The following is an 18,441-nucleotide window of genomic DNA, read 5'->3' as shown; positions in this document are numbered from 1 at the left end:
CGCTGAGCGCCAGCGATGTACTGCTGTGGGTCGCCATACCGTATGCGGCGCTCGCGATTTGCATAGGCGGGCTGATCTGGCGGTATCGCTATGACAAGTTCGGCTGGACCACCCGGTCCTCACAGCTGTACGAGAACCGCCTGCTGCGCCTGGGCAGTCCGCTGTTCCACTACGGCATCGTATTCGTGTTCCTGGGCCATGTGATCGGCCTGGTGATTCCGGAATCGTGGACCGAGAAGGTCGGCATCAGCGAAAGCATGTATCACGCCGCGTCTTTCAGTCTCGGTGCGGTGGCGGGCGTGGCGACGGTGGCCGGTCTGCTCATTCTCGTCTACCGCCGTCGCACGGTCGGCCCGGTGTTCTCCGCGACCACCCGCAACGACAAGATCATGTACGTGCTGCTGGGGCTGACCCTGCTGCTCGGACTCGGTGCGACCCTGTACGGCAACCTGACCGGCAATCCGCACAACTACCGCGAGGACATCTCCCCGTGGTTCCGGTCCATCTTCTACTTCCAGCCCAAGCCCGAACTCATGGTCTCCGCCCCGCTGGGCTTCCGCCTGCACGCCCTCTCGGCGTGCGCGCTGTTCGCCTTCTGGCCCTTCAGCCGCCTGGTGCACGTGTTCTCCGCGCCGGTCGGCTACCTGACCCGCCCGTACATCGTCTACCGCAGCCGCAGTACCGGTCTCGGCACGAAGGCGCAGCCGCGCGGCTGGGAACGGGTGCAGTAGGCGTCCGGCGAAACCCGCTTCACCCCAGGGTTGTTCGGTTAGGCTGAACCTCGTGCCGGAGCTCGATCGACTGCATGACGCCAGTCGGGTCCCGCGCGTCGAATTGGCGGCACTCGGCCCACTCGATGAGGGCCACTACGCCGTATTACGCACCGCGTTCGAGCACGCCCGCGATAAACGCGAGCGGGAGCTGAGCGCGGCCATCGATAAGGGGCTCACCGTCGTGCCGCCCCTCGCGCGTGCCATGGTGCGCCGCATTCTCTTCTCCTGAGGCGATCATGACGAGTCTGGCCACCCGCGCGGAAGTGGTGAAGCTCGCGCGCGAATTGGATACCGCGCCGGAGGATTTGGCCTTCCTCCTCGAGAGCGATGCGGCGGCTGTCCGGCGGGTGCGTCAGCGGATGCACCGTTCGCTGGACGCACCGCATCGGCCGATGTTCCAGCGGCTGGCGAAAGTCAGTGCGCTGGTGCCCAATACGCTCGCCATCTCGATCGCGACCCGCTTCTTCGGCCCCATGCTGTGCGGCAGGATCGCCAGTTCGCTCACCCCCGAGCGTGCGGTGGGGCTCATCGGGCATGTGCCGGTGGAGTTCCTCGCCGATCTCGCGCCCTATGTGGATCCGGACGCGGCCGCACCCATTGTGCGCGAATTCCAGAGTTCGGTGCTGGTGCCCGTCATGCGAGAGCTACTGCGGCGCGGGGACTATGTGACCCTGGCTCGATTCCTGGTGGCCGCCACCGATCAGCAGCTGCTCGATGTGGTGCCGCATATCGACGATGCCGGGGACATGCTCCAGGTCGGCTTCAACGCCGAACTCGACACCGTCTCGGATCGCTTCGAGACAGTACTGTCCCAGCTGCCCGATGACCGTATTCGGGCGATCATGCTGGCCGCGCACGAACAGGACCGCTTCACCGAGGCCTTCACCTTCATGCAGTTCCTCAGCGCGCGGACGCTGGGCCGGGTGCCGACCGCGACCGCCGATATGGACGATGCGGTGCTCATCCACATGATCGAGGCGGTGGACCGTGAGAACGCCTGGGCGGAAATGCTTCCCGTCGCCGAGGTGATGTCGCCGCCGCAGTGGCGGCGCATGTTCGACCTGCCAGTCTGGGATGTCGCGAAGCTCGATGCGATGGGCCGGGCCGCCGAGGCGACCGGACACGGCGAGGAATTGCTCCAAGTCATCGCCGAGGCCGGTAAGCGCCTCGATTGAGCAAGTGCGCCACCGCTATCCGCGCACTCGGTCGTAGATCGCGGCGACCTCGCCCTGTTCGCCGACCTGCTGGAAGGTCAGGGCCCACTGCGAGCCCGGCAGTCCGTCCTCGAACAGGCGGTCGCCGCCGCCCGCGATCTCGGGGCAGATGATCAGGTAGAGCCGGTCCACCAGGTCCGCCGCGAGCAGCGGCTTGAGGATGCTGGGGCTGGTGTTGACGAGGATATCGCCGGTGCCCTCGGACTTGAGCTCGGAGATGGCCTCGGCGGTCGGGGCGTTGACCACGCGGGCGCGGTCCCACGGCGCTTCGGTCAAAGTCGTTGAGAACACCACCTTTTCGCTGTCGACCAGCCACTTGGCATAGCCGCGATCACGGGGATCGGCATTGTCGTCGGTGGCCACGGTCGACCAATAGCCGATGAAGCCTTGGGCATTGCCGCGACCCAGGACCGCGGTGGTGGCGTTCTCGCACATGCGGGTCATGTGATCTCGGGAGGCGTCGGTGGCCGCGTAGCGCACGATCGAGCCCAGATCGCCGGGGCCGCCCGGGCCGTTGTAGCGGCCGTCGAGGGTGATGGCGATATTCGCGGTGACTTTGCGTGTGGTCATGGCTGTACTTCCTTTTCGATGGTGATGGTGTTGATGAGGTTGTCGAGTACCTGGCTCCAGCCGGCTTCTATCCCGGCGATATAGGGGACGGCCTCGACGGCGGTGTCGGTGATGGTCAAGTCGAGCCGCAGCCGGGTGCCTTCCGGGGCGGCGGTCAGGGTGAGGTCGTAGTTGCCGGTGAAGGAGACGGCTCCCGCCGCGTCGAGTACCGACAGGTCGAAGACCAGGTGTTCGGGTTCGAGCGCGGTGTGCACGCGGCCCTGTGAGCGATAGCGGCGGCCGTCGGCATCGAGGTATTCGAGGACGGCGTCGCCGCCGGGCCGGGGTTCGATTCGGCAGTCGGTGATCGTCATGGTGGTTGGCGCCCACCAGGATTCGAGCAGTTCGGGCTCGATCCAGTAGTGCCAGACGGTGTCGGGTGCGGCGGGCAGGGTGCGTTCGAATGTGAACGCGCGCCCGTCCGCCCAGCGCTCGCGGTTCGCGAGTTCGGATTCCGATTCGATGGCGGCGCGGTAGCGCGCCAGCACATCTCGCTCATCCGAGTGGGCGTCGATGGTTTCGATGAGCCCGTGCAGGCGCTGTTCGAGCGATCGCAGGGGAGCGGACTCGAGGGCATAGACGCGTCGCTGACCGAGCGGGAACACGGTGACCAGGCCCGCCCGGGCCAGCGACTGTAGATGTTTGGTGGTCTGCGGCTGGCGCAGACCGGTGGACTCGGCCAGTTCGCCGACAGACCGGGGACGTTCGGCGAGGAGTTCGACTATGCGCCACCTCGCGGTGTCTCCGAGTGCTGCTGCGATCTGCTCCATGCAAGAAGTATTCTCCAAAGCGAATATTCTTGTCAAGGAATATTTGAAACCGTTTCCGGGCAGGGCATCTACCGGCCACGACGGGACAGCAGGGACTCCGTCAGCACCAGCACCCCGAGGATCAGCACGCTCACGCCGATCACCCGCAGGCCCAGATCCGCGCCCGAGACGAAGGCGGTGATGACCTCCGGCGCACGACCGGGCACGGCGGCCAGTGCCTGCGCGACGGTGTGCGGGTCGTGGGCGGCCCGGATATCACCGGGCAGGGCGGCGGCGAATCGTCCGGTGAGAATGGTGCCGATGACCGCGACGCCCAGCGCACTGCCGAATTCGCGGGTGGTCGCCTGCAAACCGGCGCCCACACCAGCCTGAGCCGGGGGCAACGCGCCCGCGATCGCTCCGGACAATGTCGGAAGTGCCAGTGTCACACCGATTCCGGTCACGATCAGCCAGGCGGCGTATTCCAGGTAGGCGGTGTGCTCGCCGCTGGTGGAGAGGCCGAGCAGGCCGCCGCCGACGAAGGCGAATGCCAGGGTGACGGTGGCGTTCATGCCGATCCGCTGGGTCACCCGGCCCACGTGGCGCGCGCCGAGAATGATCGGAATGGTCAGCGGGATGATGCCGAGGCCGGTGCGAAACACCCCGAATCCCTTGGCGTACTGCAGGAATGAGGCGTTCACATAGAACAGCGCGAACATGCCGAAGAAGACCGCTGTCATGCCCAGGCTGGCGCTGCGCAGTGCGGGCAGGCGGAACAGCCGGGGATCGAGCAGCGGGTGCTCGACCTTCAATTCGACCAGGGTCCAGAGCGCGAACAGTGCGGCGGCACAGGCGAATCCGGCGATGACCAGGGGGCTGCCCCAGCCCGATTCCGGTCCCTGGACGATACCGAGCAGCAGCGCCACCGAGGCGGCGACCAGCAGTACCGTGCCGAGCCAGTCCAGGCGGCGATCATGACGCTCGGACACCGGCACCATCCGGGCCGCCAGGGCGGCGAGCAGCACCGCGATCGGCACGGCGGCGGTGAACAGCCAGCGCCAGGAACCGCCCGAAAGGATCGCTCCGCCACCGACATTGCCGACGACGCCGCCGATGCCGGTCATCGACGCCCAAGTCGCGATGGTCGCGCCTTTGCGTTCGATGCGGACCGCGTGCAGCAGGATCGCGAGGGTATTGGGCAGCACCGCGGCCGCGCCGACCCCGGTGATCGCGCGCCCCACGAGCAGCAGGACGATATTCGGGGCAACGGCCGACAGCAGCGCGCCCACGGCGAAAAGACCAAGCCCGGTGAGCAATACGCCCTTGCGTCCGAAGCGATCGCCGGCCGCGCCGCCCGGAATCACCAGGCAGGCGAAAAAGATGACATAGGTGTCGACAATCCAGACCAGGGCCGAGGCCGAGGGGTGCATACCGCTGGCGGCCAGCATCGGTACCGCGAGATTGATGGCGGCGACCATCCCGACGACGAGGACGACGCAGGCGCACATGAGCGCCAGCAGGCCGCGTTGCGAGACCGGGTGGGCTAACCGCGAAACGGGTGGTTGATCGCGAATCAGATCGTTCAGTGCCATGCGATTCACGCTATGGACCAGGGGTGTATGCGTGCCACGCAACTTTGGTAAGGGTGGTTTGCTTAAGATGCAATCATGCCCGAGCAGATCGATCTGAACCTGCTGCGTGTTTTCGACGCGCTGCTCCAGGACGCGAGTGTCACCTCGGCGGCCGAGCGATTGCACCTGTCGATTCCGGCCACCAGTCGCGCGCTCGGGCGGTTGCGTCGCGCCATGAACGATCCGATTCTGGTGCGCGCGGGTCGCGGGATGGCGCCGACTCCGTTCGCGCTGCGCACCGCCCCTCGCGTGCGGTCACTGCTGGAGCAGGCGGCGGCGCTGATCAGTGCCGACGAATTCGATATCGCGAAACTGAAGCGCACCTTCACCATTCGCATCAATGACGGTATCGCGGTGACGTTGGTGACGGCGGCGGTCGAGGCTACGGCGGCGGTCGCCCCGGAGGTCACGCTGCGCTTCGTCACCGAGGGCAACGAGAGCATCGAGGCGCTGCGCGACGGTTCGGTGGATCTGGATATCGGCGCGGGTGATGATGCGGCACCGGATATTCGGACCGCGGCGCTGTATCGGGAGCGGCTCGTCGGAATCGTCCGAGGCGATAGTCCGCTCGGACGGGATTCGCAGCCGACACTGGCGGAACTGTGCGAGTACCCGCATGTCTCGTCCTCACGGCGGGGCCGGGCGCGCGGACCGCTGGATGACGCTCTCGAGGCCGAAGGGTTGCAGCGTCAGGTCGCCGCGGTCGTCCCGACTTCAGCGGTCGCAGCCCTGCTGGTCGCGTCGAGCGGCTATTTGGGGCTCGTGCCGCAGCGACTGGCGGAGCAGTACGGAAAAGCCTTGGGCCTGCGCTGGTTTCCCATTCCGGCGGAGCTGCCGGAGGTTCAGGTCCGGTTGCTGTGGCATGCGCGGCTCGACGCCGATCCGGCACAGCGCTGGCTGCGGGACACGATTCGAGCGGCACTCGACGCGACCTCGGATACGGCCGAATCGGTCGATGGGAGACTGCCCGGCTGAACGCCGGCGTTCACCGCTGGTCCGCCCCGACCATTTCATCGCCTGGCGTTCGGCGGAATCGACGCCTTATCCAATCGCCGATCTCGCCCGCGCCCTTGATCGAGTGCCGTCCCTGTCGGTTCTCTAACCCCTGATTCCCACTCGCTGACTCAGTTCGCGTACATCGGCGCGCATGCCGGTCGGCGGTTTCCTCGAAAGATCCAGCAGCATGTCGCGGGCGAAGCCGTTATAGCGGATCGTTTCCGGGGCAGTCTGTTCCGACTTGGCGAGCATCGTGAGCGCCGCCGTCTTCTCATCTCTTTGCATATGAGCCCGGGCGACCTCGATGAGGTGACGGCCGCGACGTGGCACAGACACGATGTTGTCGGCATCGATGGACCTGGCTGCGCGCAGCGCCTCACCGGGCTGGCGGAGCTCGACTCCGAGAGTGGTGGCGTGCGCTGCCATCACCGGTTGCGAGAAGCTCGTCTGCACGTGCCGATACGTTGGTCCCAGTCGCCGGGCGATACGGTCGGCTTGCTCGAGGCCGCGCCAGGCGTCACCGGACCGGCCGCGTCGCCCGTGGACATAGGCGATTTCGAATTCCAGAGCCCCGGCTATGCCATGCCAATCATCAGGAGTGTTCTCATAGTCGAGGTAACTCGATATCTGGTCGATAGCGTTGCGCGCCAGCGCGATTGCTTCCTCCCATCGTCCGGAGTCTCGCAGCGCTTGAACCATTGCCCAAGCGCTGCAAGCGATCACGTAGGGGTCGTCAGCCTCGTACCCTTCGTTCACGGCACGGTCGGCGACCATCCAAACGAGCTCGGGAGCAGGCTGATAGGCGACGTAGAAATCTGCCAGCTGGTAGACCCCGGCAAGCGTGCGGCGTGCGGCCCGCCGGTTTCCGGCAGTGCGTGCCGCCGTCTGAGCGTCCCGAATCAATCCGGGCAGTAGCGCACCCAGCTGTGATCGATGATCGGGACTGGAATGGCGGATACGCCAAGCCTTGCGGAGTCGTTCGGCGAGATGGTCATTGCTGACCGATCGATTACTGGGCGCGATTCGGTAGTCGGTCAAAGCTGCCTGCACATCGGACAACGCGGAGTGGCGTTCTCCGGCGAAAACGCTCACCGGCACCGCGTGCTCATCGCCGGTGAGCGCGGCAAGGTCATCCAAATCGAGCACGCGGGCGATGCGCAACAGCAGATCGAGACTGGGGGTGCGCTGAATCCTGCCGTTCTCCAAGGCTTTCAACCATTCGGAGGACCGGCCGATGTGGTCGGCGAGCACGGGACGCGCCATTCCCCCGCGTTCTCGATACAGCCGAACCCGCTGTCCGATCTCGGACGGACTTCCTGAACCACTCACGGGGACTACCTCCACGTGTTGTGACGATATTCGCCAGCGTAGCCAAGCGAGGGGTACGTTCGTACCCCTTCGATGCCTCGGCCGGGCATAAGTTCCCGACATGGGAGTCATCGTCGTCGGCACCGTCGTTGCGCTGGTACTCATTTTCCTCGCTGCGCATGCCCTACCGAGTGCAGATCGTCCCCGCCACCCGAGTCGGCTGACCGTCGCTGATATCCAGGCGCGATTGGCCATCGAACGGCCGCGCACCGACCTGCCGATGAGTCCGTGGTCAGGAGCGCGACGATGACCAACCGTGTGATCGGATTCCTGCGCCGTGATGTGTCCGGCGAGCAGTGGCGGCAAGACGAGGAGCGTATCCACGCCTTCGCTGAGCGATGCGGATGGACGGTGATGCTCATTTACTTCAGCGATCCGGACCGGCCGGGCGCTGAAATCACTCGGCTGATGAACCTCGCTTACGCCGAGCATGTGAGCGAGATACTCGCGCCTGGCACAGCGCATTTCGAGCTCGGAGACATACCGGCTCTGACCAAGATTGCGGATGTGGTCTGTGTAGATACCGGCAACAGATACACCGTTCGAGGGCGAATCGGCCCGGAGCCGGTCCCGTCACCCACGAACCACCCGTCCCAACCCATACGGTTTGATTGCTATGCAACTGCTCATCGCAAGCGGAGGTATGTAATGGTCGAAATTCCAGAGAAAGCCCAAGACCTACTGGAGCGCCCGGTCTACGCCAGCCTGGGCACCACCCGCCCGGACGGCGCACCCCAGGTCAACCCGATGTGGTTCGTCTGGGATGGTGAATTCATCTGGTTCACCCACACCAACTACCGCCAGAAGTTCAAGAACCTGGCCCACGAACCCCGCGTCTCCATCTCGATCTTCGACCCCGACAACCCCTACCGGTACCTCGAAATCCGAGGCGTGGTCGACCACATCGACGACGACCCCACCGGCGCCCTCTACACCCGCCTCTCCGAGCGCTACAACAACGGCCCGGTAGTACCCCCGGACGCCAAGGACCGCGTAGCCCTCGCCATCCGCCCCACCGGCGTCTACGGCAACGCCGTCTCCCGCGACTGACCGACGTCCCGTTCACGAATTCGGACCGGTGATTTCGCGCCCCCACATCCCGCTGCGGTAATTGTGGAATTTGACCTTGATCGGTAGCTTTCGATGGATTCGGTCGAGGTGGGATGTGGGTATGGCGCGGCGAGTGCTGTTGTGGCTCAGTGTGACTGCGGTTTTGGTTGTTGGGGTGGGGGTCGCGGTTGTTGGGTATGTGATGAGTCGGGGCGATGGTGTGCGGTTGGCGGTGGGGGATTGCGTTGATGCCGCGGGGTTGTCGGTGACCGAGGCCGCGTGCGGTGATTCGCTGGCCATGTATCGGATTGTCGGGCGCGAGGGGCGGGACCAGCCGCCGAGTTCGGCTTGCTTGAAATATGACGATGCCACGACCGCTTTCCTGGTGCCGGAGACCGATCGCGAAGATGCCGGAACTGTGCTGTGCGTGGCCCCGACTCGCGTCAACACGACGGTGATGTCCGGGCTTCAGGCCGGTGACTGCTTCATAAAATCGACGACTGGTTCGACGGTGATGCGCGTGACCTGCGGGACGAGGGTCACCATCGATGTGCTCGGTGTGGAAGTGCACCAGCCGGTTCCGATCGCCGAGCCGGTCTGCGACAAGCTGCCTGCGACCCGGGCGGTTTATGTCGAATCGCTCTTCGGCGGTGCCAGATCGCGGGTCCTGTGCACCCGTTCCGCCGACCCGAATGCCGTCGTGCAAGCCGAAATCGGTTCCTGTATCAACGAGGGGGCGCACGCGCTGGTCGCATGCGACGCACCGGCGGCCGTGATGCGACTGCTGAATGTCCGCAGCGAAACCGTGGATCCCGTCGCACCCGAGTGCGCGAACGTCCTCGGCGCGGGCGCGGTCAATGTCCAGAAGACCGAAGGCACCACCTTCCATCTCGTGCAATGCTTCGGCCCGATCCCGACCGATTTCATCGGCTACGCCGCCGTCGGCGACTGCATAGCGGCTCCGAACCCCACCGTCGCATCGTTGGCCCGCATCACCGACTGCACCGACCCCACCGCCGAATTCCAGGTATCCGAACGGCATCAGGGCAACGACGGAAAATGTCCGCTCGGCACGGAACGCACCATTACCAACCCATCGGACGTCGGCGGCGACGGAACAATCTGCCTGCGCCGCAGATAGATCACAGCGCGATGACTATGTGCCGATGAGAAGCCTTCGGGCGGTGCGGATTTCGGGTATGCCGATGAGACGCGCAGTCAGCAAGAAGACCGCCGCTCCGACTGCCGCGCCCGCGACCAGTGTGGTGAGTTGCGCAGGAACCGGCGCGCTCATCGCGTTCCGAACCAGTGTGATCGCGGCCAGCGCCACCGCTCCGGCGCAGGCGGTTGCCCACATGACGCGGTGGATGGTGGTGGCTACGGCGGTGAAGCCGAGGAGGCCGTAGCGGCGGCGGAGTAGGACGTGGCCGGTTATCGCGCCGGTCAGGTAGGCGAGGGAGCTGGCGACGCTGAGCATGACTATGACGACCTGGTTCGGGAGCAGGGTCGCGGTCAGGATCAGGACGGTCACCTTGGTCAGGACCATGATGACGTTGATCGCGGTGGGGGTGCGGGTGTCGTTGTAGGCGTAGAAGATTCGCATTTGCAGCATGACGAGGGCGAAGGGGGCCAGGCCGAAGGCCGAGCAGGCCACCGCGAGGCCGATGAGGCGCGCGGCGGCGGAGTCTACGCGGCCGGTGAAGATCAGGGTGGCGAAGCTGGGGGCCAGCAGGGTCATGGCCATGGTTACCGGGATCAGGGCGGTGCAAAGGTAGCGAGCGCCGCGGGAGAGATCGGCGATGACCGCGGGGTGATCGCCGACGGCGGCGGCGCGGGAGATGCGGGGCATCAGGACGGTCAGGGCGGAGGCGGCGAGGATGCCGTAGGGGACTTGGAAGAGCAGTTCCGCGTAGGAGGAGATGGAGACGCCATGATGGTCGAAGGCGACCCGCATGGTGATGGCGACGCCGATCTGGCTGATGGCGGCGTAGACCAGAAGCCAGCCGAGGATGGGGAGCCCGGAGCGGACGGGACGCCAGGTGTAGGGCAGCGGGCGCACGCGCCAGCTCCAGGTGAAACCGTTGCGGCGCAACGCGGATATCACCCACGCGGCCTGGCCCGCGATCCCCGCGGTGGTGCCGATGCCGATGGTCAGGACCTGGGCGGTGGTCATGGTGCCGGGCGTCAACGTGACCGGACCGGGCAGCAGGACGAATACTCCGCAGGTCGCCAGCACGATCAGATTGTTGACCACCGGAGCCCACGCGGCGGTGGCGAAGCTGTCGCGCACATTGAGGACCGCGCTCACGATGACCGTCACGCCGTAGAAGAAGATCTGCGGCAGCAGCAGATACGCCAGTGCCGTCGCGAGGTGGCGCTGCGCCGAATCGGTCACGAACGCACGGACCAGCAGTGGCGCGCAGGCGACCGTCAGCACCGTGATCACGACGAGCGCGAGAACGGCCGCGACCATGATCCGCTGGGTGAATTCGCGAGAACGCTTGCGGCCCAGCCCCCGCGCTCGGGCCAGCACCGGAACCACGGCACTGGCCAGCACGCTGCCGAGCAGCAGTTCATAGAGCATATTCGGCATATTGTTGGCACCGGCGTAGGCATCGCCCACCGCCGCGGTGCCCAGCACGGCGGCCAGCACGATCGTCCGTGCGAATCCCGTTATCCGGCTGACCACCCCGGCCACGGCAATCTGTTTGCCCGCATGGGCCAGCCCGGTGCCGCCGCCGACGCCTTTCAACTTGACCGGCGCGACGCCGCGCCGCGGTATTCGCTGGATCGGCAATGGCTGGGTCGGGAAGCTGCCGTAGTCGTTCAATACATCCCCCTGAGCGCAAGACTGGACTCCGACCGTCCACGTTACGTATTCCGAACGATGGATCGGCCGGGGCCGCGGGTCATTCCGAGGGGTGAGGTGCGGGTGTTGCCGTCGAATTAGGGTGGTCGGGTGGTCGACGAGCGGGTGGTGCTGTGGTTGCGTCGGCGGTTCGCGCTGGTTGACGCGGTGTTCGCCGGGGCGTTGATCGTCGGGTGCGTGCTGTGCGGGATTCTGGTGGGGGCGGACGCCGATTACTTCGTTTTGTCGGTGGTGGTGCTGGGGCCGTTGGCAATTCGGCGGCGGTGGCCGGAGGTTTCGGCGGCCGGGGTGGCGGTCGGTGCATTTGTGCAGTGGGTGCTGATTCGGGATTCGACGGGGGCGTTGCCCGCCGATATCGCGGTGCCGATCGCCGTTTATACGTTGGCGGCGTATGGGCGCGGGTATTCGAGTCGGATCGGGTTGGTGGGCGGGCTTTTCGGCGCGGTGCTCGGTGGGTGGAGTTGGCCGCAGTTGCCGATGCCGGTGCTGGCGCATGTGATTGTCGGTGCGGGCCTGGCGAGTACCGTGCTGGCGGCCTGGCTGGGCGGGGCTTGGCAGCGGGCGCGGCGAGGGGAGTTGCTGGCGCTGGCAGAGCGGGCGGAGCTGCTGGAGCGCACCCGGGATCAGGGGATGCGATTGGCGGTGTTGTCCGAGCGGACTCGGATCGCGCGGGATATCCATGACATTCTGGCGCATTCACTGGCGGTGATCGTGGCGCAATCCGATGGCGGACGTTATGCGGCAGCGCGGGAGCCGAATGCCGCCGTCGACGCATTGACTGCCATCGGTGCACACGGACGGCGGGCGCTGGTCGAAACCCGGCGGGCCATCGGCGTATTGCGCGCGGATGGCGAGCCCGAGACGTCGCCGAGCCCCGGCTTCACCGATATCGCGCGGTTGGTCGGCGATATGCGTGCCGCGGGATTACCCGTGGAATTGACGCTCGACGTGCCGCGGGGAATTGCCGACGGCATCGGCTTGGTCGTGTATCGAATCGTTCAAGAGGGTTTGACCAATGTGGTCAAACATGCCGGAGCCGGTGCACGAGCACGAGTTTCGATATCGCGGGACGGAGACTGGCTTTCGATCGATATCGGGGATGACGGTCACCCAGCTTCCGGCCCACAGAGCCCCGGCTACGGCCTGATCGGAATGCGGGAGCGCGTCGCATCACACGGCGGTGATATCGAACTGCGGCGCACCCCGGACGGCCACCTGCTGACGGCGCGAATTCCCTTGCGAATCGAGGAGTAGACGATGATCGGAGTACTGCTCGTCGAAGATCAAGCCCTGGTACGGGCTGGATTTCGCATGGTGGTGGACTCACAATCGGATATGCGGGTGGTCGGTGAGGCCGGTGACGGCGCGAGCGGAATCACCGAAGCCGCCCGGACCGCACCGGATGTGATCGTCATGGATGTGCGCATGCCGACAATGGACGGCATCGAAGCGACCGCGCGAATCCTGGCCGCGTCGCGCACCCCGAAGGTGCTCGTACTCACCACCTATGACCTCGACGATTACGCGGTCGCGGCGGTGCGCGCGGGAGCCAGCGGATTCCTGTTGAAAGACGCCCCCGCCGAAGACTTTCTGGCCGCGATCAGAACCGTGCACGCCGGTGACGCGGTGCTGGCCGCCTCGACCACCCGCCGACTGCTCGATCGCCTCGCCCCACCGGTCGACCCCGCCGCCCAACGCCTCGTCTCGACCCTGACCGACCGCGAGACCGAGGTGCTGCGGGTGCTGGCACGCGGCCTCTCCAACGCCGAGATAGCGATCGAATTGGCCGTAGGCGAGGGAACCGTGAAAACCCATGTGCGGCATATCCTCACCAAGCTCGCCGTGCGCGACCGCGTGCGAGCGGTGATCATCGCGCACGAGGCCGGGCTGGTACGGCCCGGCCCTCGCTAGATCGTCAGTCAGCGACGCGACGGCAGGTCCCGTCACCGCCGGGCAGGACGCCGTTCAGCAGATACGTCTCCACCGCCGAATCGATGCACGGGGAGGGCTCGGCGAGGTAGACGCCGTGCCGAAACGCTGCTTCCATCAGCAGAATTCGAGCCTCCGGCAGCGCCTGCCGCAACGCCCGCTGACCCGCCACGGGTGCGACCGGATCACCTGATGCGCCTATCAGCAGCGCCGGGCGACTATTGCCGATCACGGTCGCGGGCTCAACCGGGCCGACCGGCCACACCGCGCACGGGGTCAGATGCCGAGCCAGCGGACCGAACATCGGCTCGGCGGCCAGATGATCCCGAATATCGGTGAAGTACTCCTCGACCCCGCGCGCCGTCCGATCCGCGCACTGATTGGCCACCGTCGCACTGAAACCGAATTCGGGCGATCCGGACTGATCCGCATAAAGACCCAGCTTGGCCTCGAGTTCCGGCGCGGGATCCGACGACCTCCCCAGAGCCGCGTCATACAGCGCACGCACCTGCCGCCCGAATACCTCGTAATAGGCATCGGAGTCATCGACCGTCAGCAGCAGACCCGGGACCATATCGGCGGTGATGGTCACCCCGCCGATCGTCACCGGCCGCACGGAAACCGCACGGGCAATGCCGCCCACCGCATCGAGTACCGCGTCCCGCGTTGTCCCCAAACCGAATTCGCCATCGCGCAGCGCGGCCCATCGAGCCCAGTCGGCCAAGGCGGCAGCCGTTGCGGTCGCGGTGTCCCGTGTCAGATCCGGTCCGGGCGCTCGCGGATCCAGCGCACTGTCCAACACAACCCGATCAACGCGATCACCGAAAAGCTGCGTATAGACCGCGCCCAAATAGGTTCCCCAGGACCAGCCCAGGTAGGAAATCCTGGACTCACGCAGGAGCGCTCGCAGCAGATCGAGATCGCGAGCGATCGTCCTGGTGGACGCGAACGGCAGCAGCGCACGCGACGGCTCGCATCGCGCGGCCAGTTCCCGGGCGACGGTCACCGTCCGGTCGAAATCCGCCCGCTCCACGGGCGCTGCCTGGGCAATGCCGAGATATTCACCGGTGCCCCAACCACATTCAAGCGGTGAACTGACACCGAAGAACCGCGGATCCATACCCACCAGATCGAACCGTTCGGCAATCGCCGTCGCGGCGGGATGCCCGCCTTCGGGACCGTCCACGATCATGGTCACACCATCGCGAGACGGCCCCGGCCCACCGGTGTTCACCACGAGCGTCCCGAGCCGATGCGCCGAATCCGTGGCAAGCCGCCGCGCGACCGCGATCGAGATGGTCGCGCCACCGGGATCCCCATAGTTCAACGGGGCCCGGAATTCTCCGCACTGCGCTCCCGCCGCGGCCAATCGTTCCCCGGTCGTGTCCTGCGGCCCCGTCCGGCAGTCGTGCCAGGTGATCTCCTGCTCCTGTAACCGCGCGGGCAGCCCGTGTTCGACGGGTGCCTCCCGCGTGCCCGCGCCGCATCCGGCCAGCAGGATCGCGGTCAGCAGCGGTATCGCCGCCCGCGCACGTGCGGCCGATTTGATCGATTGCATGAAACCCTCACAGCCGATGGTGCGTCGAATGCCGCCGAGTGACGGCCGCATTCGACGCTAGGTATCGGCGGCACCCGGCGGCATCTACCGCGCGGCCCCTTTCTGCGGCCCTGATCTCGCCCGCTCGGTAGAGCCATCCCAGGGCATCGAATCGACTCCGATCCGATGTCACCCGGATCTGGTAGTCATGAATTCATGACGACCTTGGGAGCGGTATTCCGCCCGCAGAATCCGCCGGAGCGCCTGCGCGAGGCGGTTCGCGTGGCAGACGAATCGGGCCTCGAAGAAATGTGGCTGTGGGAGGACTGCTTCCTGGAGGGCGGAATCTCCACCGCCGCAGCCGCATTGGCGTGGAGCGAGCGGGTGCGCATCGGGGTCGGCGTGCTGCCCGTACCACTGCGCAATGTCGCGCTCACCGCCATGGAGATCGCGACGCTGGAGCGCATGTTCCCCGGTCGCGGCATCTGGGGTGTGGGTCATGGCGTACAGGATTGGATGGGCCAGGTCGGCGCGCGGGCGGCATCGCCGGTGACCCTGCTGCGCGAATACCTCGAGGCCCTGCGCGCGATGCTGGGCGGTGAGCGACTCACGGTGAAGGGGCGCTACATTCAGTTGGACGGCGTGGCCCTGGATTGGCCCCCGGCCGCCGCCCCGCCGATCTTCGCCGCCGCCAGCGGACCCAAAACCCTGCGCCTGGTGGGCGAATCGGCGGACGGCGTCGTACTCGACAACACCGCCTCACCCGAGCGCATCCGGGCCGCCGTCGATATCTTCCGCGAGGCTCGTGCGGAATCGCTTGCCGCCCAGCCGTTCCCGATCGTGGCGTACCTGCTGGCCGCCACCGGCCCCGATGCCGCCGATCGCGTCGCCGCCGAATTGCAGATCAAGGACCGCGACACCATCCCCGATATCGGCGTGGCGGGCGATGCGGAGGCCATCGCCGCCGCCGTGCGGCGCTGGTATGCGGCGGGCGCGACCAGCGTCATCCTGCAACCCACCGCCGACGAACCCGATCCGGTCGGATTCCTCCGATTCACCGCCGAACAGGTCCGCCCGCTGCTGCCCTGACACCGAGGCAGCGCAGTCGGTACCGTCCGAATGGTGGACTCAGATGTCGAAATCGCCATTCGCGCAGCGGAAGCCGCGTCCGAGGTATTGCGCGCGGCCTTCCGCGGCCCCGTCGAGCATTACGCGAAGGAAGGCGACGATTTCGCGACCCAGGCCGATATCGCCGCGGAACAGGCCATTCTCGCGGTCATCAGTGCCGCGCGACCGGAGGATCGATTCATCGCCGAGGAATCGGGCCGATCCGGGACCTCGCACGGTGATCGGGTCTGGCTGATCGACCCGCTGTGCGGAACCAGGAATTTCGCGGTGGGCACACCCGAAGTCGCGGTGAATATCGCGCTGCGCGTGGCGAATTCCCTAGATATCGCGGTGGTCGCCGATCCTTTCAGCGGCGAGATCTGCTGGACGGCGGGTACCGGCGCGTTCGCCCGGCGCGACGGCGTGGACCAGGTACTGACCCCGCGCGCCGACAGCAAACTGGTCGATATCGACGTGGATCCGCCCTATCCGAATCGTGGAACATTCAGCGCCGGGCGACTATTCGACGATGAACACTTCATGACCCGATTCCATCCGCGAGTCCTGTCCACCACATTGGCGCTGGCCTGGGTGGCGGCCGGTCGGCGTGCGGCGTACGTCACCGATGGCGACTTCCGGGACAATGTGCATTTCAGCAGCGGAATCGCACTGTGCCACGCGGCGGGCTGCCGGGTTACCGGATTGGCGGGTGAAGACGTCCTCGCCGGTGCGCACGGGTTGGTGGCGGCCGCCGACGCCGCGACGCATGAACGGCTGCTGGAAATCATTGCCCGCCAAGCCGTAACAGATAGGTAGCCGGATCGGCCATGCGCCGCATACGGTGGGGCCGTGGCGGAGTGGATCAGCGTGTACTGCCGGGAATCGGTTGAATTGGATGGCGCTGAGGTGTGGGACTGGATATCCAGTGCCGATCTGTGGACCTTGGCGGAGGGTTTCTTCGAGAATGACGCGGAGGTCGAGGACGCCCTCGAACACGCCCTGGTGAATCTGCGCATCAATGCCGACGCCGAGGTGTCGGTGGGCTGGAAGACCGAGGGCCGCGGTATGCGCGTCTGGCACGCACTGGGCGCAGATGTGGTGGCCCAGGTCGGAGAAGTACTGGGGGAGCACCTGATCGACGCGGTCGGCCCCGGGCCGGATCGCATTCGCGCCCATCTCGCCGAAACCACCCAGGTGGTGAATATCGAGATGTCCGCAGAGGATTCGCATCGCCTGGGTGCGGTCTTCGGATCCGTGATTGCCCTGCGCATCGCCGAGGAGGCCGAGGGGCTGGTCTGGTATTTCGATCAGGAGTGGGTCGATCCGCGCAAGCCCGCCGAAACCCTCTGGACCGGATAGCGACGAGTGCGCACCTGTTCACCAATTGTTGTCGTGGTGAACAGCATTCGTCTGCTCGATGATCGTGTACCTGTCACGGACGGTGGTCACGGTGATGCGGCTTGGATGACATGCGGGATGTGAGGAAATCGATGAGCAGTACCACCGTCGGGCGGGGTCGTTGGACCGCGGGCATCGCCGCGGCCCTGATGGCTTTGGCAAGTGGCATCACCTGGGTCGCCCCGGGGAATGCGAGCGCGGACCCGCTGTGCGCGCTACAGAGCGGATCGGCGGGATCGTCGTACGCCTGCGCCGCCGCCGGTGATCTGCTCGATGTGCGAATCGGTGATGTGCTGGCCACCCAGCCCTCGCTGGGCTACGACGAGATCTACTACAAGCTGGGCCGCTACACGCTCGGCAAGGATGAGATCAACTCCAAGTTCAACGACTGGTGCGAGAGCAATGGCCAGCTGGCCGTCGTCTCGGCCAAACCGGATGCGCGCCTGAGCGATTCGTCCTCGTTCCAGTGCAAGCTGGCGGTGGGTCAGGAGACCCCCGAGAGCATCGCCGCGATGAAGACCGTGGTCATCGGCCCCGGCGGCAAGCCGTACCTGACCGACGGCCACCACACGCTGACCTCCTACCTGGAGACCCCGGACGGCGGCGCGGATCTGCACGTGCGCCTGAAGGTGCTGGGCAACCTGAGCACCCTGTCCGATGCCGATTTCTGGACCCAGATGAAGGCCAAGGGCTGGGTCTGGCTCAAGGATGTCTCGGGCAATCCGGTCGCGGTGGATCAGCTGCCGAAGTCGCTGGGCCTGTCGAACTTCTCCGATGACAAGTACCGCAGCATGATGTACTTCGCCCGCGATATCGGCTACCACGTCGGCGATCTGCCGTTCGAGGAGTTCTTCTGGGGCGATTGGATGCGCAAGGGCAATATCGGCGGCGACTGGAATCGCAGCGATTTCACCGCCTATCTGGCCGCGCTGAAGACCGTCACCAAGGCGCAGACCGCCCTCGCCCCCGATGCCATCGTCGCCGAGGGCAAGACCGCCAAGGAGCTCGATCAGCTGAGCGCCTGGAATGACGGCAAGGCCGAGGACAAGGGCGAATTCGCCAAAATCTCGCAGCCGTACGCCGCTGACAAGCCGGGCAAGCTGGGCTACGCGGTGGAGTACCGAATCCGCAACGGACGCTGATCCTTCCGTACCGACGGGCTGATCGACCAACTCGCGGCGTCGGTCGCACGATGGCATCGAACCCTGTCT

At 66.1% G+C, this 18,441-nt stretch carries 18 protein-coding genes; 12 read left to right on the top strand and 6 right to left on the bottom strand.

What is annotated here, in order from left to right:
* Positions 1–2 precede the first annotated feature (2 nt).
* From narI to ACFC0O_RS00080, 3 genes are read left to right on the top strand one after another with little or no spacing between them, the layout of a single operon-like run.
* Entirely contained in the window at positions 3–731 is a 729-nt protein-coding gene (gene narI / locus ACFC0O_RS00090; protein ID WP_375955837.1) for a respiratory nitrate reductase subunit gamma, read from the top strand.
* Positions 732–783: 52 nt separating this feature from the next.
* The gene (locus ACFC0O_RS00085; protein WP_375952109.1) at positions 784–1,002 is read left to right on the top strand and encodes a hypothetical protein; all 219 of its coding nucleotides are present in this window, start codon (positions 784–786) and stop codon (positions 1,000–1,002) included.
* Between the two features lie 7 nt (positions 1,003–1,009).
* Positions 1,010–1,948, top strand: coding sequence for a hypothetical protein (locus ACFC0O_RS00080; protein ID WP_375952106.1), 939 nt, complete (start codon positions 1,010–1,012; stop codon positions 1,946–1,948).
* Positions 1,949–1,963: 15 nt separating this feature from the next.
* Here the strand turns inward: ACFC0O_RS00080 and ACFC0O_RS00075 are convergent, their stop codons facing one another.
* The 3 genes from ACFC0O_RS00075 to ACFC0O_RS00065 all read right to left on the bottom strand — a co-directional run bounded on the left by ACFC0O_RS00075 (position 1,964) and on the right by ACFC0O_RS00065 (position 4,937).
* A complete protein-coding gene (locus ACFC0O_RS00075; RefSeq protein WP_375952103.1) occupies positions 1,964–2,557 on the bottom strand; it encodes a dihydrofolate reductase family protein in 594 nt (197 codons plus the stop codon).
* Entirely contained in the window at positions 2,554–3,366 is an 813-nt protein-coding gene (locus tag ACFC0O_RS00070) for a metalloregulator ArsR/SmtB family transcription factor (protein WP_375952100.1), read from the bottom strand. The genes ACFC0O_RS00075 and ACFC0O_RS00070 overlap by 4 nt, the downstream gene beginning before the upstream one ends.
* Before the next feature lie 68 nt (positions 3,367–3,434).
* Positions 3,435–4,937: an MFS transporter gene (locus tag ACFC0O_RS00065; RefSeq protein WP_375952097.1), complete on the bottom strand. Its 1,503-nt coding sequence runs from the start codon at positions 4,935–4,937 to the stop codon at positions 3,435–3,437.
* A gap of 75 nt (positions 4,938–5,012) precedes the next feature.
* On the opposite strand from ACFC0O_RS00065, the gene ACFC0O_RS00060 reads away from it, so the two are divergent.
* Positions 5,013–5,951, top strand: a complete 939-nt coding sequence (locus ACFC0O_RS00060) for a LysR family transcriptional regulator (RefSeq protein WP_375952095.1) — start codon at positions 5,013–5,015, stop codon at positions 5,949–5,951.
* A 123-nt stretch (positions 5,952–6,074) separates the two neighbouring features.
* Here ACFC0O_RS00060 and ACFC0O_RS00055 read toward each other — a convergent pair whose 3' ends face one another.
* A complete protein-coding gene (locus ACFC0O_RS00055) occupies positions 6,075–7,301 on the bottom strand; it encodes a helix-turn-helix domain-containing protein (RefSeq protein WP_375952092.1) in 1,227 nt (408 codons plus the stop codon).
* A 687-nt stretch (positions 7,302–7,988) separates the two neighbouring features.
* Between ACFC0O_RS00055 and ACFC0O_RS00050 the strand changes: the two genes are divergently transcribed.
* Complete coding sequence (locus ACFC0O_RS00050; RefSeq protein WP_375952089.1) at positions 7,989–8,390, top strand: PPOX class F420-dependent oxidoreductase; 402 nt, start codon at positions 7,989–7,991, stop codon at positions 8,388–8,390.
* A gap of 202 nt (positions 8,391–8,592) precedes the next feature.
* Positions 8,593–9,531: a hypothetical protein gene (locus ACFC0O_RS00045; RefSeq protein WP_375952086.1), complete on the top strand. Its 939-nt coding sequence runs from the start codon at positions 8,593–8,595 to the stop codon at positions 9,529–9,531.
* A 15-nt stretch (positions 9,532–9,546) separates the two neighbouring features.
* Here ACFC0O_RS00045 and murJ read toward each other — a convergent pair whose 3' ends face one another.
* Positions 9,547–11,220, bottom strand: a complete 1,674-nt coding sequence (gene murJ, locus ACFC0O_RS00040) for a murein biosynthesis integral membrane protein MurJ (protein ID WP_375952083.1) — start codon at positions 11,218–11,220, stop codon at positions 9,547–9,549.
* A 129-nt stretch (positions 11,221–11,349) separates the two neighbouring features.
* Between murJ and ACFC0O_RS00035 the strand changes: the two genes are divergently transcribed.
* Together ACFC0O_RS00035 and ACFC0O_RS00030 are read left to right on the top strand one after the other, a co-directional pair.
* Positions 11,350–12,513 carry a sensor histidine kinase gene (locus ACFC0O_RS00035; protein WP_375952080.1) on the top strand — a complete coding sequence of 388 codons (1,164 nt, stop codon included), beginning with the start codon at positions 11,350–11,352 and terminating at the stop codon, positions 12,511–12,513.
* A 3-nt stretch (positions 12,514–12,516) separates the two neighbouring features.
* On the top strand, positions 12,517–13,170 hold the full coding sequence (locus ACFC0O_RS00030; RefSeq protein WP_375952077.1) for a response regulator: 654 nt from the start codon (positions 12,517–12,519) through the stop codon (positions 13,168–13,170).
* Between the two features lie 4 nt (positions 13,171–13,174).
* On the opposite strand, the gene ACFC0O_RS00025 is transcribed toward ACFC0O_RS00030, so the two are convergent.
* Positions 13,175–14,746 carry an alpha/beta fold hydrolase gene (locus tag ACFC0O_RS00025; RefSeq protein ID WP_375952074.1) on the bottom strand — a complete coding sequence of 524 codons (1,572 nt, stop codon included), beginning with the start codon at positions 14,744–14,746 and terminating at the stop codon, positions 13,175–13,177.
* Positions 14,747–14,941: 195 nt separating this feature from the next.
* Between ACFC0O_RS00025 and ACFC0O_RS00020 the strand changes: the two genes are divergently transcribed.
* The 4 genes from ACFC0O_RS00020 (at position 14,942) to ACFC0O_RS00005 (ending at position 18,372) form a co-directional block, all read left to right on the top strand.
* Complete coding sequence (locus ACFC0O_RS00020; RefSeq protein WP_375952071.1) at positions 14,942–15,814, top strand: LLM class flavin-dependent oxidoreductase; 873 nt, start codon at positions 14,942–14,944, stop codon at positions 15,812–15,814.
* Positions 15,815–15,847: 33 nt separating this feature from the next.
* Entirely contained in the window at positions 15,848–16,648 is an 801-nt protein-coding gene (locus ACFC0O_RS00015; protein ID WP_375952068.1) for an inositol monophosphatase family protein, read from the top strand.
* A 33-nt stretch (positions 16,649–16,681) separates the two neighbouring features.
* The gene (locus ACFC0O_RS00010; protein WP_375952065.1) at positions 16,682–17,191 is read left to right on the top strand and encodes a hypothetical protein; all 510 of its coding nucleotides are present in this window, start codon (positions 16,682–16,684) and stop codon (positions 17,189–17,191) included.
* A 131-nt stretch (positions 17,192–17,322) separates the two neighbouring features.
* Positions 17,323–18,372 carry a ParB/Srx family N-terminal domain-containing protein gene (locus ACFC0O_RS00005; RefSeq protein ID WP_375952062.1) on the top strand — a complete coding sequence of 350 codons (1,050 nt, stop codon included), beginning with the start codon at positions 17,323–17,325 and terminating at the stop codon, positions 18,370–18,372.
* The last annotated feature ends 69 nt before the right edge of the window (positions 18,373–18,441 follow it).

It is taken from the genome of Nocardia sp. NPDC056100 (genome assembly GCF_042266325.1).
Lineage (GTDB): Bacteria > Actinomycetota > Actinomycetes > Mycobacteriales > Mycobacteriaceae > Nocardia.
The sequence above is the reverse complement of the archived record's forward strand: the minus strand, read 5'-3'. Positions and strand labels throughout refer to the sequence as shown.

What these genes read in the sequence shown, in the direction of transcription:
- ACFC0O_RS00050 (WP_375952089.1), top strand. Translation starts at nt 7,989, where the DNA reads ATGGTCGAAATTCCAGAGAAAGCCCAAGACCTACTGGAGCGCCCGGTC.
- ACFC0O_RS00005 (WP_375952062.1), top strand. Translation starts at nt 17,323, where the DNA reads ATGAGCAGTACCACCGTCGGGCGGGGTCGTTGGACCGCGGGCATCGCC.
- ACFC0O_RS00045 (WP_375952086.1), top strand. Translation starts at nt 8,593, where the DNA reads ATGAGTCGGGGCGATGGTGTGCGGTTGGCGGTGGGGGATTGCGTTGAT.
- ACFC0O_RS00060 (WP_375952095.1), top strand. Translation starts at nt 5,013, where the DNA reads ATGCCCGAGCAGATCGATCTGAACCTGCTGCGTGTTTTCGACGCGCTG.
- ACFC0O_RS00065 (WP_375952097.1), bottom strand. Translation starts at nt 4,937, where the DNA reads ATGGCACTGAACGATCTGATTCGCGATCAACCACCCGTTTCGCGGTTA.
- ACFC0O_RS00030 (WP_375952077.1), top strand. Translation starts at nt 12,517, where the DNA reads ATGATCGGAGTACTGCTCGTCGAAGATCAAGCCCTGGTACGGGCTGGA.
- ACFC0O_RS00080 (WP_375952106.1), top strand. Translation starts at nt 1,010, where the DNA reads ATGACGAGTCTGGCCACCCGCGCGGAAGTGGTGAAGCTCGCGCGCGAA.
- ACFC0O_RS00020 (WP_375952071.1), top strand. Translation starts at nt 14,942, where the DNA reads ATGACGACCTTGGGAGCGGTATTCCGCCCGCAGAATCCGCCGGAGCGC.
- ACFC0O_RS00025 (WP_375952074.1), bottom strand. Translation starts at nt 14,746, where the DNA reads ATGCAATCGATCAAATCGGCCGCACGTGCGCGGGCGGCGATACCGCTG.
- ACFC0O_RS00070 (WP_375952100.1), bottom strand. Translation starts at nt 3,366, where the DNA reads ATGGAGCAGATCGCAGCAGCACTCGGAGACACCGCGAGGTGGCGCATA.
- ACFC0O_RS00075 (WP_375952103.1), bottom strand. Translation starts at nt 2,557, where the DNA reads ATGACCACACGCAAAGTCACCGCGAATATCGCCATCACCCTCGACGGC.